This is a genomic window from Pseudomonas sp. PDM27 (genome assembly GCF_019219205.1).
In the GTDB taxonomy this organism is placed as follows: Bacteria; Pseudomonadota; Gammaproteobacteria; order Pseudomonadales; family Pseudomonadaceae; genus Aquipseudomonas; species Aquipseudomonas laurylsulfatiphila.
The window spans coordinates 38185-51160 of sequence record NZ_JAHUWF010000011.1 but is presented as its reverse complement, the minus strand read 5'-3'; the positions used below and the strand labels follow the sequence as shown (position 1 = coordinate 51160).

15 protein-coding genes are annotated in these 12976 nt (G+C 59.3%); 10 read left to right on the top strand and 5 right to left on the bottom strand.

Features of this window, described 5'->3' with window-relative positions; translation table 11 throughout:
- Positions 1–14: 14 nt before the first annotated feature.
- Positions 15–767, bottom strand: coding sequence for a carbonic anhydrase (locus tag KW838_RS21495; protein WP_102699293.1), 753 nt, complete (start codon positions 765–767; stop codon positions 15–17).
- Positions 768–970: 203 nt separating this feature from the next.
- Here KW838_RS21495 and KW838_RS21490 point away from each other — a divergent pair, with 203 nt between their 5' ends.
- Positions 971–1426 (top strand): DUF2214 family protein, encoded by a 456-nt coding sequence (locus tag KW838_RS21490; protein WP_218503518.1) that lies wholly within the window; start codon positions 971–973, stop codon positions 1424–1426.
- Between the two features lie 178 nt (positions 1427–1604).
- Here the strand turns inward: KW838_RS21490 and csrA are convergent, their stop codons facing one another.
- Entirely contained in the window at positions 1605–1796 is a 192-nt protein-coding gene (csrA, locus tag KW838_RS21485; RefSeq protein ID WP_007975691.1) for a carbon storage regulator CsrA, read from the bottom strand.
- A gap of 250 nt (positions 1797–2046) precedes the next feature.
- Between csrA and KW838_RS21480 the strand changes: the two genes are divergently transcribed.
- Positions 2047–2412, top strand: coding sequence for an SPOR domain-containing protein (locus tag KW838_RS21480; protein ID WP_218503517.1), 366 nt, complete (start codon positions 2047–2049; stop codon positions 2410–2412).
- Positions 2413–2643: 231 nt separating this feature from the next.
- On the opposite strand, the gene KW838_RS21475 is transcribed toward KW838_RS21480, so the two are convergent.
- The 3 genes from KW838_RS21475 to KW838_RS21465 all read right to left on the bottom strand — a co-directional run bounded on the left by KW838_RS21475 (position 2644) and on the right by KW838_RS21465 (position 4876).
- Positions 2644–3333 carry an endonuclease gene (locus KW838_RS21475; protein ID WP_102699296.1) on the bottom strand — a complete coding sequence of 230 codons (690 nt, stop codon included), beginning with the start codon at positions 3331–3333 and terminating at the stop codon, positions 2644–2646.
- A 4-nt stretch (positions 3334–3337) separates the two neighbouring features.
- Positions 3338–3607 (bottom strand): DUF1654 domain-containing protein, encoded by a 270-nt coding sequence (locus KW838_RS21470; RefSeq protein ID WP_033047987.1) that lies wholly within the window; start codon positions 3605–3607, stop codon positions 3338–3340.
- Positions 3608–3787: 180 nt separating this feature from the next.
- Positions 3788–4876 (bottom strand): asparaginase, encoded by a 1089-nt coding sequence (locus KW838_RS21465; RefSeq protein ID WP_102699298.1) that lies wholly within the window; start codon positions 4874–4876, stop codon positions 3788–3790.
- 365 nt (positions 4877–5241) lie between these two features.
- Between KW838_RS21465 and KW838_RS21460 the strand changes: the two genes are divergently transcribed.
- From KW838_RS21460 to KW838_RS21425, 8 genes are all read left to right on the top strand, one after another.
- On the top strand, positions 5242–5703 hold the full coding sequence (locus KW838_RS21460; RefSeq protein WP_218503516.1) for a hypothetical protein: 462 nt from the start codon (positions 5242–5244) through the stop codon (positions 5701–5703).
- 193 nt (positions 5704–5896) lie between these two features.
- The gene (locus KW838_RS21455; RefSeq protein ID WP_218503515.1) at positions 5897–6868 is read left to right on the top strand and encodes a sugar ABC transporter substrate-binding protein; all 972 of its coding nucleotides are present in this window, start codon (positions 5897–5899) and stop codon (positions 6866–6868) included.
- A 55-nt stretch (positions 6869–6923) separates the two neighbouring features.
- Positions 6924–8477: a sugar ABC transporter ATP-binding protein gene (locus KW838_RS21450; RefSeq protein WP_218503514.1), complete on the top strand. Its 1554-nt coding sequence runs from the start codon at positions 6924–6926 to the stop codon at positions 8475–8477.
- The gene (locus tag KW838_RS21445) at positions 8474–9451 is read left to right on the top strand and encodes an ABC transporter permease (protein ID WP_218503513.1); all 978 of its coding nucleotides are present in this window, start codon (positions 8474–8476) and stop codon (positions 9449–9451) included. The genes KW838_RS21450 and KW838_RS21445 overlap by 4 nt, the downstream gene beginning before the upstream one ends.
- A 3-nt stretch (positions 9452–9454) precedes the next feature.
- A complete protein-coding gene (locus KW838_RS21440) occupies positions 9455–10474 on the top strand; it encodes a LacI family DNA-binding transcriptional regulator (RefSeq protein WP_218503512.1) in 1020 nt (339 codons plus the stop codon).
- Between the two features lie 108 nt (positions 10475–10582).
- Positions 10583–11500, top strand: a complete 918-nt coding sequence (gene rbsK / locus KW838_RS21435) for a ribokinase (protein ID WP_218503511.1) — start codon at positions 10583–10585, stop codon at positions 11498–11500.
- Positions 11497–11901 carry a D-ribose pyranase gene (gene rbsD, locus KW838_RS21430; protein WP_015095847.1) on the top strand — a complete coding sequence of 135 codons (405 nt, stop codon included), beginning with the start codon at positions 11497–11499 and terminating at the stop codon, positions 11899–11901. Before rbsK ends, rbsD begins: the two co-directional genes overlap by 4 nt.
- Before the next feature lie 43 nt (positions 11902–11944).
- Complete coding sequence (locus KW838_RS21425; protein ID WP_218503510.1) at positions 11945–12973, top strand: nucleoside hydrolase; 1029 nt, start codon at positions 11945–11947, stop codon at positions 12971–12973.
- Positions 12974–12976: the final 3 nt, after the last annotated feature.

Sequence of the window (12976 nt, the reverse complement as noted above, 5' to 3'; positions counted from 1 at the left end):
GTGCACGTAGTGGGTCAGGCGATCAACTCTACCTTGCCGCTCGCCAGGCGATAGATGCCTCCCACGATCTTCAGCATGCCTTTGCTCTGTGCATCGGTCAGCAAGGGCGAAGCCTGTTTCAGGCTGTTGACCGAATTTTTGACGTTCTGCGCGGTGGCGTTTTCCATCAGGCTCCCGGGTTGCTTGAGCACGGCCTCGATGGCCGACTTGAGTGCGTCGGTCAGTTTCGGGATGTGGCCGGGGAAAACCGTCTGGTCCTTGACGGCCTTGATACCGGCCTCGATGGCGCCGCAGCTCTCATGGCCGAGTACCAGAATCAGCGGGGCGCCCAGCACGGCAACCCCGTATTCAAGACTGGCCAGGCCTTCCGGGGTGACAAAGTTGCCCGCGACGCGGATGGAGAAAAGATCGCCGCGCGCAGTGTCAAACGCATACTCCGGGGCGATGCGCGAGTCAGAGCAGCTCAGCACGGCCACGAACGGATTTTGACCCGACACCAGGGCCTCTCGCTCAGCCTTGAAATCATGAGTCTTGGATGTACCGCTTACATATCGTTCATTGCCCTCCATCAGTCTTTTCAGCGCCATGTCGGGACTGATCACGTTTTGTGGTTTGGGTGGGGCTGACGCTGTTTCGGCTGCCTGGATGATCCTGCCGGGCAGTGTGCCGGTCAGCAGCAGGGCGCCTGCGCTCAATCCGGCAAATTGAAGAAAACGACGACGGCCTGTTGTGTTTGAAGCAGAGCTTGAATCACATGATTCACACATGATTTTGTTTACTCAGTTCAATGCGGTGAGAGTGAGTTGCTGTTGGGGCTGGGACTGCCACGGTAGCTCAATGCCAGCGCAGTGGAGTCTAGTTGGTCTGTCATTTTGTGTTCCGGGCAATGTCCAGGGATGCCGTGCAAGCAGCCATTTCATGGGCTACTACTGTCAGGCTCATACAACTTCGACCTGGCAGGAGTTTCTCGATGCTGACTCATTGGTTTCTGGCGGCGGTTCACCTTTTGGCGGTTGCCTTGGGATTCTGGGCGGTGCTGGTTCGAGGCACGGCTTTTCGGCGCTTGGCCGACGGGGCAGGAGAGGTGCGCAGTGTCCTGATAGCGGACAATATCTGGGGTATTTCGGCTGTCGTGTTACTGATCAGCGGGGGGATGCGCGCCTTTGGCGGGTACGAGAAAGGCACGGACTATTACCTGCATCAGCCGCTGTTTCATCTGAAGATGACGCTGTTCGTGCTGATCTTGCTGCTGGAGATTGCGCCCATGGTGACGTTGATCAAATGGCGGATAGCGCTGGGCCGTAAAGCCGCCTTCGATACTGGCCGTGCGAAGCTGTTTGCACGGATCAGTCATGTCGAGGCACTGCTGGTGCTGTTGATGGTGGTGGCGGCGACTGGCATGGCGCGCGGGGTGATGTTTGGTTGATCACGCAGTGAATGCGTCCTTCCCCAGGGTAAACAAGAAAAGTCTGACAGCCAGGACGTTGAGCTTGTCGCTAGTATCGAAAGCTTGCGTGGGAAAGCAGGCGGAAGCGATGCGATGCTGAATCTTTAGCCAGCCGTGGTTGCGCATTCAACGGGCTGGCTACTGACTGCAACAGAATTCAGGATTGCGGCTTTTCCGGGGCGGTCAGGCCGGCCTGAATGCGCTGATAAATTTCTTCACGGTGCACTGCAACGTCCTTGGGAGCGTTGATGCCGATCCTGACTTGCTGGCCGCTTACGCCCAGGATGGTGATCGTAATGTCATCACCGATATTAATGCTTTCACCGACTTTGCGGGTGAGTATCAGCATGGTCTTCTCCTTGATTGCTTCGTGGGGCACCTGATTCGGACAGTGCAGAGGTCGGTGGTATGTATAGATTAGTGCGAAGTCTCACAGTTTGGGTGCCTCTTTCTGACGCGCAGATGTGGCATTAATTCCCAAGGCGTAACTATACAGAGGCCGCCACCATGATTCTCGTTGTTTTGAGCCCATTTTACGGCACTCGTGAAGTATTCATGGATGTTAAAATCTGCGCTTTAAGCATTTAGAGGGAAACGCCGTGCACAAAATGGTCTTGGTATTCGCGATGTTGGCACTGGCGGGATGTGGTGAGGGCGGCAGTGTGGATGCGCCGAAGCCTAAGCCGGCCATGGCTGCCGTACCCGCGGCAGTGTCCGGCCCGCAATGGGATCTTGAAGTGCGAGGTGAAACCCCTCAGGCGGTCAGCGATTTGAGTGGCTGGCTGATAGAGCACAGCTTCATGTCCAGCGTCGTCAAGGAAAATGGCAATACGCGAGTCCTGATGGGGCCGTTCAGTTCGAAAGCCGAGGCCGAAGCCAAGCAGGATGAAGTCCGTGCGGCGCTCACTCGCGCCAAGAAACAGAACATCGAATTGCTGGTGCTTGAGCGTCCGGCCGCTCAATAACGTTCGGCAGCGAAGGTGTTGGGCAAACAAAAAGGTTCTTCTGTAGGAGCAGCCGGTCGACGCTCGATTGCTCTCGATGGACGTTAACGATGACGCGCAAACGGGAGAACCGTGGCGCACTTGAGCCCATCGCCAGCAAGCTGGCTCCTACAGTTTCCTGGGATTGCGAACCAATAAAAAGGCCTCGGGGTTTAGCCTCGAGGCCTTTTTTGTTTCAGATGTCGCCTGGATTCAGCCGCAGGCCTTCATGTCCACCGGGCCGACGAACTCGTTGCCGCGTCCCATGACGCACCCCACGCTCTGGTTGCGTTGACGCTCCCAGGCCTGTACGGGATAGGTTTTGTCCCAGGCTTCGTACAGTTGCCGATCCTGTTTCGACAGGCGCAAGCCATACTGCTTGCTCATGTAGAAGTAGGTCCGGGCGATCATGCCGCGAATGGAAGGGCGGGGCATGACTTTCTTGGCCTTGAAGTCGACTTGGGTCAGGCACGAACCATACTGTCCCGACTGTTCGGGCAGCCAACCGAAACTGAAGTTGCTGCGATCGCCATTGACCTCGCCAATGCTGGGTACCAGGTTGTGCAAGTCAGCTTCGGCCTTCTGGTAAACCGGATCGTAGCGGGTGCAGTTCTTGCGACCGCCTTCTTGCCAACACTGGCGTTGATGGCCGATCTGCCAGGCTGGAACGATGTGCTCCCACTCGATGCGGGATGCGCGCTTGGCATTTTTACGCGGCACATAACCGCAGGCGGCAAGGTTCACCCGGTTGCCGGTGTACTTGCAGCCACAGTAAAACTCGGTGGATTGGGGCGCGTAGAGTTTCCACGCGACCTTTTTCGCTTCGGTGAAGGTACGTGGAGCGTCGGCTTGCGCAGCCATGGCAAAAAACACAAAAAACAAAGCGAACCAGCGGGCACTCATCAACTCAATCTTCCTTCGGCACAACCCAGAAAATCTGCACGCCGCCATCGTCGCGATAAGCGAGGGTGACGTTGTCGTTCTCGTCGATTTCTTCCAGCAAGCGTTCCCATTCATCCACCGGCTCGTCAGGCAGGCGGAAGATCAGTGCTGCCCTGGCCTTTTGTGCAGTGGGGGAGTTGATGATTTTCTGAACGCGCAGGCCCATGCGTACATAGGTGTCAGGAGAGGCAGAGGTAGTGTCCACGGGATTATCCTTATTAAGCTGTACGTGCATACAGTATTTAACTGTAGGCAATTTCGCAACTGCTTAAAAATCAAGAAAATCCTCTGACAGCGGTTTGTTCCATTTGGTGTAAGGCGCAGGGAGTTTTTTTATCAGAACGAGTGGCGCCAATCGCCAGGACTGGAGAATGGCGCACAGGGTGCCCGACCGGATCGGTCGGGCGAGGGCGAATCAGTATTCCCAGAACATCCGCTGCAGCTCTTTGCTGTCATTGGTCTTGGTCAGCGCGACCATCGCCAGGATCCGGGCCTTTTGCGGGTTCAGGTCGTGGGCCACGACCCAGTCGTATTTATCGTCAGGCTGTTCGGCGTTGCGCAATACGAAGCCGCCGGCGTTGACATGGGAGGAGCGAATGATCTGCACGCCGTCCTTGCGCAGGGCTTGCAGGGTCGGGACCACACGAGACGATACCGAGCCATTGCCGGTGCCGGCGTGGATGATGGCTTTGGCGCCTGATTGAGCGAGGGCCTTGTAGGCGGTGTCGCTGACATTGCCGTAGGAATAGGCGATCTCGACGTCAGGCAGGCTCTTGATGGTCTTGATGTCGAATTCGGAATCCATGGTGTGGCGCTTGGCTGGCAAACGGAACCAATAGGATTTGCCTTCTACCACCATGCCCAGAGGACCCCAGGGGCTTTTGAACGCTTCGGTCTTGATGTTGATCATTTTGCTGACGTCGCGACCCGACTGGATTTCATCGTTCATGGTCACCAGCACGCCTTTGCCTCGCGCATCCTTGCTGCTGGCCACGGCCACTGCGTTGTACAGGTTGAGCATGCCATCGGCGGACATCGCGGTGCCCGGGCGCATGGAGCCCACGACAATGATCGGCTTATCGGTTTTTTCCACCAGGTTCAGGAAATACGCGGTTTCTTCCAGGGTGTCGGTGCCGTGGGTGATCACGATGCCATCGACGTCTTTGCTGTCGGCCAGTTCGGCTACGCGGCGGCCCAGTTGCAGCAGGTTTTCGTTGGTGATGCTTTCGGAAGCGATTTGCATGACCTGTTCGCCACGAACGTTGGCCACCTGGCTCAGTTCTGGAACGCCGGCGATCAATTGTTCAATGCCGACTTTCGCCGCTTGGTAGGTCGCGCTGTTGGCGGCGCTGGCGCCGGCACCGGCAATGGTGCCACCGGTGGCCAGGATCACCACGTTGGCCAGTTTCTGTTGGGTTTCGGCTTCTTTGGCCTGAAGGGCGGTCGGCAGAAGCAGCAGCAGGGCCAAGGCGCCCGGAACAAAGGTCTTGAGTGCAGATGTCATTATTTTTCTCTTCTAGTTGTGAGACGGTGCAGATGCAGGTTCATCTAGATACGCCCCGGGCGAATCTGAGCGCCGGAGGTGCGAGGAGGAGAGCAGGATCTGTACCAGTAATACCTTGAATCGAAAAACACGCGTAACTTAATGATTTGTAACGGTATTGCAGTTTATGTCCGGAGGCGGTTCCGGGGGCGGGCGTCCGGATTGCCGAACATGTTTAACTTTTGCGTTCGGCTCTCCGATACGGATGGCCGTCCTGTTTAAGATTCCTGTTTAAAATTTAAGGGCGTCAAATCGTCGTTAACGACTAAAGAAAAGCGCGCGTCGGTCGATGCTCCTTCAAGGGATCTATTTCTGCAGGAGTTCACATGTCGTTATCTATTGGTTTCCCGAATGCCGCGGGCATCACCATCGGGGGAAAGTCTGCGGCGACTGTTCGTGCCTTGGGCGATGCAACAGAGGATGCGGCTGCCAAAGCGCTGGGAGTGAAGGAAGGCGACGGCACCCAGGTTAAAACCGGTCCGGTAGGCCTGGGTGAAAGTGCCGACGCAAAGGCCGAATCGGAAACCAGCGATAACACCAGTATTGCGGTGAAGGTCCTGCTCAAGCGCCTGAAGGAGTTGCAGCAGCAATTGCGTGAGCAACAGCAGCAATTGGCCCAGGCCCAGGCGGCGTCCTATCCGACCCCGGAAGCCAAGACCACCGCGGTAACGGCCATTCAGGGGCAGGTGGCCCAAACCAACGGCGCCATCCTGCAGGTGAGCGCGAGTCTGATCAAAGAGATGGCCAAAGGTTCCGGCACGGGATCGGTGATCAACACCACGGCATGAACGGAATGCCGTTTTTCGCCAATCCTCTCTGGAAGCACTTTTCAGGACGTTGACAAATACCGGCAGGATTCGCATAGTCTGGGTCACGCAAACGTTTGCGCGACCCGCGGTAATGGCTTTCCATCACAGTGGGTCGTGAAGCTTACGCCGGCGCAAGCGTTGCTCACAATAATCATAAGATCGGAGTGAACCCATGAAGCTGCCATTTGCTGGACGTCTTCTCGCTGTCGCTGTGCTGGCTGCCGCATCCACTGCATTGCCTGTCTCCTCTGCCTTCGCTGAAACCACAGAAAAACCGAAAGTCGCACTGGTCATGAAATCCCTGGCCAACGAGTTTTTCCTGACCATGGAAGACGGCGCCAAGGCCTATCAGAAAGATCACTCCGGCGAATTCGAGCTGATCTCCAACGGCATCAAGGATGAAACCGACACTGCCGGCCAGACGCGGATCGTCGAGCAGATGATCCTGGCCAAGGTCAATGCGCTGGTGATCGCGCCCGCAGATTCCAAGGCCATGGTGCCGGTGATCAAGAAAGCCATCGATGCCGGTATCACCGTGATCAACATCGACAACCAGCTGGACCCCGCCGTCGTCAAAAGCAAAAACATCAGTGTTCCGTTCGTAGGCCCGGACAACCGCAAGGGCGCACGCCTGGTCGGCGATTACCTGGCCAAACAACTGAAGGCCGGTGACGAAGTCGGCATCATCGAAGGTGTGTCCACCACTACCAATGCCCAGCAGCGCACGGCAGGTTTCAAGGATGCGATGGAGGCGGCGCAGATCAAGGTCGTGTCGTTGCAATCCGGTGATTGGGAAATCGACAAAGGCAACAAGGTGGCCGCCTCGATCCTCAGCGAATATCCGCAAACCAAGGCCCTGCTGGCCGGCAACGACAGCATGGCGGTCGGCGCGGTGTCTGCCGTGCGCGCCGCGGGCAAGGCCGGCAAGGTACAAGTGGTCGGCTACGACAACATCAACGCCATCCAGCCGATGCTCAAGGATGGTCGGGTGCTCGCCACTGCCGACCAGTTCGCAGCCAGGCAGGCGGTGTTCGGCATCGAGACGGCATTGAAGATGCTCAAGGGCGAGAAGGTCGACGGCGGCGCCAATGGCGTGATCGAAACGCCGGTAGAGTTGGTCACCAAAGAGTCGGTCACACAGTAACCTTCTGGCGACGCAACGGCGCTCGTCCAGCCGGACGGGCGCGTGGAGATTTTTTATGTCCGCTTGCGCTACGAACGCTGTCCTCTCGGTCAGCGGAATCGGCAAGACCTACGCCCAACCGGTTCTGGCCGGCATTGACCTGACGCTCATGCGCGGTGAAGTGCTGGCGCTGACCGGCGAGAACGGCGCAGGCAAAAGCACGCTGTCGAAAATCATTGGCGGGCTGGTCACGCCGACCACCGGCCAGATGCAGTTTCAAGGGCAGGCCTATCGCCCCGGCAGCCGGAGCCAGGCAGAAGACCTCGGCATCCGCATGGTCATGCAGGAACTCAATCTGCTGCCGACCCTGTCGGTGGCGGAAAATCTGTTCCTTCACAATCTGCCCAACAACGGTGGCTGGATCAGTCGCAAGCAGTTGCGCAAGGCTGCCCTCGAGGCCATGGCTCAGGTCGGACTCGACGCCATTGACCCGGATACCCTGGTCGGCGAACTGGGCATCGGTCATCAGCAAATGGTAGAGATCGCCCGCAACCTGATCGGCGATTGTCATGTGCTGATTCTCGATGAGCCCACCGCGATGCTCACGGCACGCGAAGTCGAAATGCTGTTCGAGCAGATCACCCGCCTGCAGGCTCGCGGTGTATCGATCATCTATATCTCCCATCGCCTCGAAGAGCTGGCGCGGGTCGCGCAGCGCATTGCCGTGCTGCGCGATGGCAATCTGGTCTGTGTCGCGCCGATGGCCAATTACAACAGCGAGCAACTGGTCACCCTGATGGTGGGTCGCGAGCTCGGCGAACACATCGATATGGGCGCGCGCAAGATCGGCGCCCCGGTGTTGACGGTCAAGGGCCTGACCCGTGCCGACAAGGTTCGCGACGTGTCGTTCGAAGTGCGTGCCGGCGAGATTTTCGGCATTTCCGGTTTGATCGGCGCGGGGCGCACCGAGTTGCTGCGCCTGATCTTCGGTGCCGATATCGCTGACAGCGGCACGATTGCCCTGGGCTCGCCGGCGCAGGTCATCACTGTGCGTTCGCCGGTGGATGCGGTCGGGCATGGCATCGCGCTGATCACTGAAGATCGCAAGGGCGAAGGCCTTTTGTTGACGCAGTCGATCGGTGCCAATATCGCCTTGGGCAACATGCCCGGCATCTCCCGCGCCGGCTTTGTCGACAACGATGGCGAAAGCGCCCTGGCCCAGCGGCAGATCGATGCCATGCGCATTCGCAGCTCCGGTCCGGCACAGTTGGTGTCCGAGCTGTCCGGCGGTAACCAGCAGAAAGTCGTCATCGGTCGCTGGCTGGAGCGCGATTGCTCGGTGCTGCTGTTCGACGAGCCGACCCGGGGCATCGACGTCGGCGCCAAGTTCGATATCTACAACCTGCTCGGTGAATTGACCCGCAAGGGCAAGGCACTGGTGGTGGTTTCCAGCGACCTGCGCGAGCTGATGCTGATCTGCGACCGGATCGGTGTGCTGTCGGCAGGAAGCCTGATCGATACGTTCGAACGCGACAGCTGGACCCAGGATGAGTTGCTCGCCGCTGCTTTTGCCGGCTACCAAAAACGTGATGCGCAGCGCTTCGACGCCGCGCCTAGGGATCTTCCATGAAAACCGCTTCTTTCGCCGGCACACGCAGTGGCAACTTCTATGGCCTGGGCACCTATCTGGGCCTGGCGGGTGCCTTGTTGGCGATGATCGTGCTGTTCTCGGTGCTCAGCAGTCACTTCCTGTCCTACGATACGTTCAGCACCCTGGCCAACCAGATTCCGGACCTGATGGTGCTGGCGGTCGGCATGACCTTTGTGTTGATCATCGGGGGCATCGACCTGTCGGTGGGTTCGGTGCTGGCACTGGCGGCCTCGACCGTCAGCGTGGCGATACTCGGCTGGGGCTGGAGCGTCCTGCCCGCAGCGTTGCTCGGCATGGCCGTCGCGGCGCTCGCAGGCACCATCACCGGTTCGATCACGGTGGCGTGGCGGATACCGTCGTTCATCGTGTCCCTGGGCGTGCTGGAAATGGCACGTGGAGTGGCGTACCAGATGACCGGGTCGCGGACGGCCTACATCGGCGATGCATTCGCCTGGTTGTCCAACCCGATCGCCTTTGGCATTTCACCTTCGTTCATCATTGCGTTGTTGATCATATTCATTGCCCAGGCCGTGTTGACCCGCACGGTGTTCGGTCGCTACCTGATCGGTATCGGCACCAACGAAGAGGCTGTGCGGCTGGCGGGGATCAATCCGAAGCCCTACGAAATCCTGGTGTTCAGCCTGATGGGATTGCTGGCCGGCATTGCCGCGCTGTTCCAGATTTCTCGCCTGGAAGCCGCCGACCCGAATGCCGGCTCCGGTCTTGAGTTGCAGGTGATCGCCGCCGTGGTGATCGGCGGGACCAGCCTGATGGGCGGGCGCGGCTCGGTGATCAGCACGTTTTTTGGCGTCCTGATCATTTCCGTGCTGGCCGCGGGGCTGGCGCAGATCGGGGCAACCGAGCCGACCAAACGCATCATTACCGGCGCCGTGATTGTGGTGGCGGTGGTGCTGGACACTTATCGCAGTCAACGCGCAAGCCGGCGGACCTGAGTCATGGCGACTATCAAAGATGTGGCAGCCCTTGCCGGCATTTCCTACACCACGGTTTCCCATGTGGTGAACAAGACCCGTCCGGTCAGTGAAGAAGTCCGGATCAAGGTCGAGGCCGCGATCAAGACCCTCGACTACGTCCCCAGCGCCGTGGCCCGTTCACTCAAGGCCAAGACCACGGCGACCATCGGCCTGTTGGTCCCCAACAGCCTCAACCCGTACTTCGCCGAGCTGGCCAGGGGGATCGAGGATTACTGCGAGCGAAACGGTTACTGCGTGATCCTGTGCAACTCCGACGACAATCCGGACAAGCAGCGCAGCTACCTGCGCGTGCTGCTGGAAAAACGCATCGACGGCCTGATCGTCGCCTCGGCCGGCGGCGACAGTGGCCTGGTACAGGGTCTGAAAGGCGTGCGCACGCCCATGGTGATCGTCGACCGCGGACTGGACGGTGTCGATGCCGACCTGGTGCGCATCGACCATGAATACGGCGCGTACCTGGCGACCCGGCACCTGTTGGAGTTGGGCCACCGGGATATCGCCACGATCAGCGGACCGGAAAACACCAGTGTGGCGCAGATGCGTCTGGCGGGTTATCGCAGGGCCTTGAAAGAGGCGGGCGTCGAAGTCTCTCCCGAGCGCATGCTGGCAAGCGATTTCACCAGCACCGGCGGTTACAGTGCTGCCGCGATTTTGCTGGAAAGCCATCCGCCCAGCGCCATTTTTGCCGCCAACGACATGATCGGCATCGGTGTGCTGCGGGCCGCCGCCGAGCGCAATATTCGTGTACCGAGCGAGTTGTCGGTGATCGGCTTCGACGATATCCAGATGAGTCGGTATGTCTATCCGTCTTTGACCACGGTGGGGCAGTCGATCCTGCAACTCGGTGAAATGGCTGCCGAAGTGCTGTTACGGCGAATCGCCACGCCGGGTCTGGCGACCGATCAGCGGATCGTGACGCCGAGTATTGTCATCCGTGAATCGACGGCGCCACTGGCCGGCGTGTTTGCCCAGTGCCGTTGAAAACAGAGCGCCGTTGAAAGCAGAGAGCCGTTGAAACAGAAAGCCGTTGAAAACAGAAAGCCGCTGAACCGACAGCGCCGCCGAAACAGAATCGATGAGTAGCAATGTATGTCAGCAAAAGTAGTGGTAATTGGCAGTTTGAACATGGACCTGGTGACCCGGGCGCCGCGTTTGCCCAAGGGCGGTGAAACGCTGATCGGTCAGTCGTTTGCCACCGTCTCCGGCGGCAAGGGCGCCAACCAGGCCGTGGCAGCGGCGCGGCTCGGAGCCCGGGTGTCGATGATCGGCTGCGTGGGCAATGACGCCTATGGTGAGGCACTGCGCGGGGCGCTGTTGGCCGAGCAGATCGATTGCCAGGCGGTGAGCACCATTGACGGTTCCAGCGGTGTGGCGTTGATCGTGGTCGACGACAGCAGTCAGAACACCATCGTGATCGTCCCCGGTGCCAACGGTGCATTGACCGCTGAAGCCATTGACCGTTTTGATTCGGTGATACAAGCGGCGGACGTGCTCATCTGTCAGCTGGAAGTGCCCGATGCCTCCGTTGGCCATGCGCTCAAGCGCGGCCGCGAGCTGGGCAAAACGGTCATCCTCAACCCGGCGCCGGCCAGCCGTCCGTTGCCATCGCACTGGTACGGGTCCATCGATTACCTGATTCCCAACGAGAGCGAAGCGTCGGCCTTGAGCGGAGTGTCGGTGGACTCCCTGGAGACCGCGCAAGCCGCGGCGACCCGGCTGATTGCCCTGGGTGCCGGCAAGGTGATCATCACCCTCGGCGCGCAAGGTTCACTGTTTGCCGATGGCCAGCGCTTCGAGCATTTCCCCGCGCCCGTCGTAAAGGCTGTCGACACCACGGCGGCGGGGGATACGTTCGTCGGTGGTTTCGCTGCAGCGTTGGCTGCGGGTCAGGATGAGGTGCAGGCAATCCGCTTCGGGCAGGTGGCTGCGGCGCTGTCGGTCACCCGTGCCGGCGCGCAACCGTCGATTCCCGCCTTGAGCGATGTGCAGGCGTTTAAAACTCCATGAAAAAGACACCCTTGCTCAACATCGCGTTGTCGCGGCTGATCGCCTCATTGGGGCACGGCGACATGGTCGTCATCGGCGACGCCGGTCTGCCGGTTCCTCCGGGCGTTGAATTGATCGACCTGGCCTTGACCCAGGGCATTCCGGATTTTGTCAGCACCTTGAAGGTGGTGCTCAGTGAGATGCAGGTCGAAAGCCATGTGCTGGCTCAGGAGATTTTCGATAAGAAGCCGTCGGCCCTGATCGCGCTGGATGAACTGAACGGCGAAGGCGCACTGGGGCGCCGTGAGGTGCTCAGCCATGAACAATTCAAGGTCCTGAGCCGACAGGCCAGGGCGATTGTTCGTACCGGCGAGTGCCAGCCGTACTGCAACATCGTGTTGTTCGCCGGGGTTACGTTTTGATGGACTGCCTGCGTTTTGATTTCCCATGCACAAGGAGTGCGCCATGTATCGCTATGCCAAGAAACTGCACCAACTGCTCCGGAGTCTGCTGCTTTTGTCCCTGATTACCGCAACGAACGCCCAGGCGGCGCAAAAAATCGACTTGATCATCGACACCGATCCGGGGGCTGACGATGTCGTTGCCCTGTTGTTCGCCCTGGCGTCGCCGGACGAGCTGAATGTTCGGGCGCTGACCACGGTTGCGGGCAACGTTCGCCTCGACAAGACCTCGCGCAATGCGCGACTGGCCCGGGAGTGGGCGGGGCGTGAAGAAGTGCCGGTCTATGCGGGCGCGCCGAAGCCCCTGATGCGCACACCCATCTATGCCGAGGACATTCATGGCAAGGAAGGGTTGTCCGGCATTGCCGTGCATGAACCCAAGCAAGGCCTGGCCAAGGGCAGTGCCATCGCTTATCTGATCGACACCCTGAAATCCGCCGAGCCCCACAGCATTACCATCGCCATGCTTGGCCCGCAGACCAACCTGGCCCTGGCGCTGATCCAGGAACCGGGTATCGTCCAGGGCATCAAGGAAGTGGTGGTCATGGGCGGTGCGCACTTCAACGGCGGCAACATCACGCCGGTGGCCGAATTCAACCTGTTCGCCGATCCGCAAGCCGCCGAAGTGGTGCTCAAGAGTGGCGTGAAGCTGACCTACCTGCCGCTGGATGTGACCCACAAGATCCTGACCAGCGAAGCGCGTCTGCAACAGATTGCGGCGCTGAACAACAATGCCAGCCGTTTGGTGGGCGACATTCTCAATGAATACATCAAAGGCGACATGGAACACTACGGCATGACGGGTGGCCCGGTGCATGACGCCACGGTGGTCGCTTACCTGCTCAAACCGCAATTGTTCAGCGGCCGCTCGGTCAACGTAGTGGTCGACAGCCGCGAGGGACCGACTTTCGGGCAAACCATCGTTGACTGGTATGACGGCCTCAAAGCGCCGAAGAATGCGTTCTGGGTTGAAAGCGGCGATGCCCAGGGCTTCTTCGATCTGCTGACCGAGCGCCTGGCCCGTCTGAAGTAAGTG

What these genes read in the sequence shown, in the direction of transcription:
- KW838_RS21495 (WP_102699293.1), bottom strand. Translation starts at nt 767, where the DNA reads ATGTGTGAATCATGTGATTCAAGCTCTGCTTCAAACACAACAGGCCGT.
- KW838_RS21490 (WP_218503518.1), top strand. Translation starts at nt 971, where the DNA reads ATGCTGACTCATTGGTTTCTGGCGGCGGTTCACCTTTTGGCGGTTGCC.
- csrA (WP_007975691.1), bottom strand. Translation starts at nt 1,796, where the DNA reads ATGCTGATACTCACCCGCAAAGTCGGTGAAAGCATTAATATCGGTGAT.
- KW838_RS21475 (WP_102699296.1), bottom strand. Translation starts at nt 3,333, where the DNA reads ATGAGTGCCCGCTGGTTCGCTTTGTTTTTTGTGTTTTTTGCCATGGCT.
- KW838_RS21470 (WP_033047987.1), bottom strand. Translation starts at nt 3,607, where the DNA reads ATGCACGTACAGCTTAATAAGGATAATCCCGTGGACACTACCTCTGCC.
- KW838_RS21465 (WP_102699298.1), bottom strand. Translation starts at nt 4,876, where the DNA reads ATGACATCTGCACTCAAGACCTTTGTTCCGGGCGCCTTGGCCCTGCTG.
- KW838_RS21460 (WP_218503516.1), top strand. Translation starts at nt 5,242, where the DNA reads ATGTCGTTATCTATTGGTTTCCCGAATGCCGCGGGCATCACCATCGGG.
- KW838_RS21455 (WP_218503515.1), top strand. Translation starts at nt 5,897, where the DNA reads ATGAAGCTGCCATTTGCTGGACGTCTTCTCGCTGTCGCTGTGCTGGCT.
- KW838_RS21450 (WP_218503514.1), top strand. Translation starts at nt 6,924, where the DNA reads ATGTCCGCTTGCGCTACGAACGCTGTCCTCTCGGTCAGCGGAATCGGC.
- KW838_RS21445 (WP_218503513.1), top strand. Translation starts at nt 8,474, where the DNA reads ATGAAAACCGCTTCTTTCGCCGGCACACGCAGTGGCAACTTCTATGGC.
- KW838_RS21440 (WP_218503512.1), top strand. Translation starts at nt 9,455, where the DNA reads ATGGCGACTATCAAAGATGTGGCAGCCCTTGCCGGCATTTCCTACACC.
- rbsK (WP_218503511.1), top strand. Translation starts at nt 10,583, where the DNA reads ATGTCAGCAAAAGTAGTGGTAATTGGCAGTTTGAACATGGACCTGGTG.
- rbsD (WP_015095847.1), top strand. Translation starts at nt 11,497, where the DNA reads ATGAAAAAGACACCCTTGCTCAACATCGCGTTGTCGCGGCTGATCGCC.
- KW838_RS21425 (WP_218503510.1), top strand. Translation starts at nt 11,945, where the DNA reads ATGTATCGCTATGCCAAGAAACTGCACCAACTGCTCCGGAGTCTGCTG.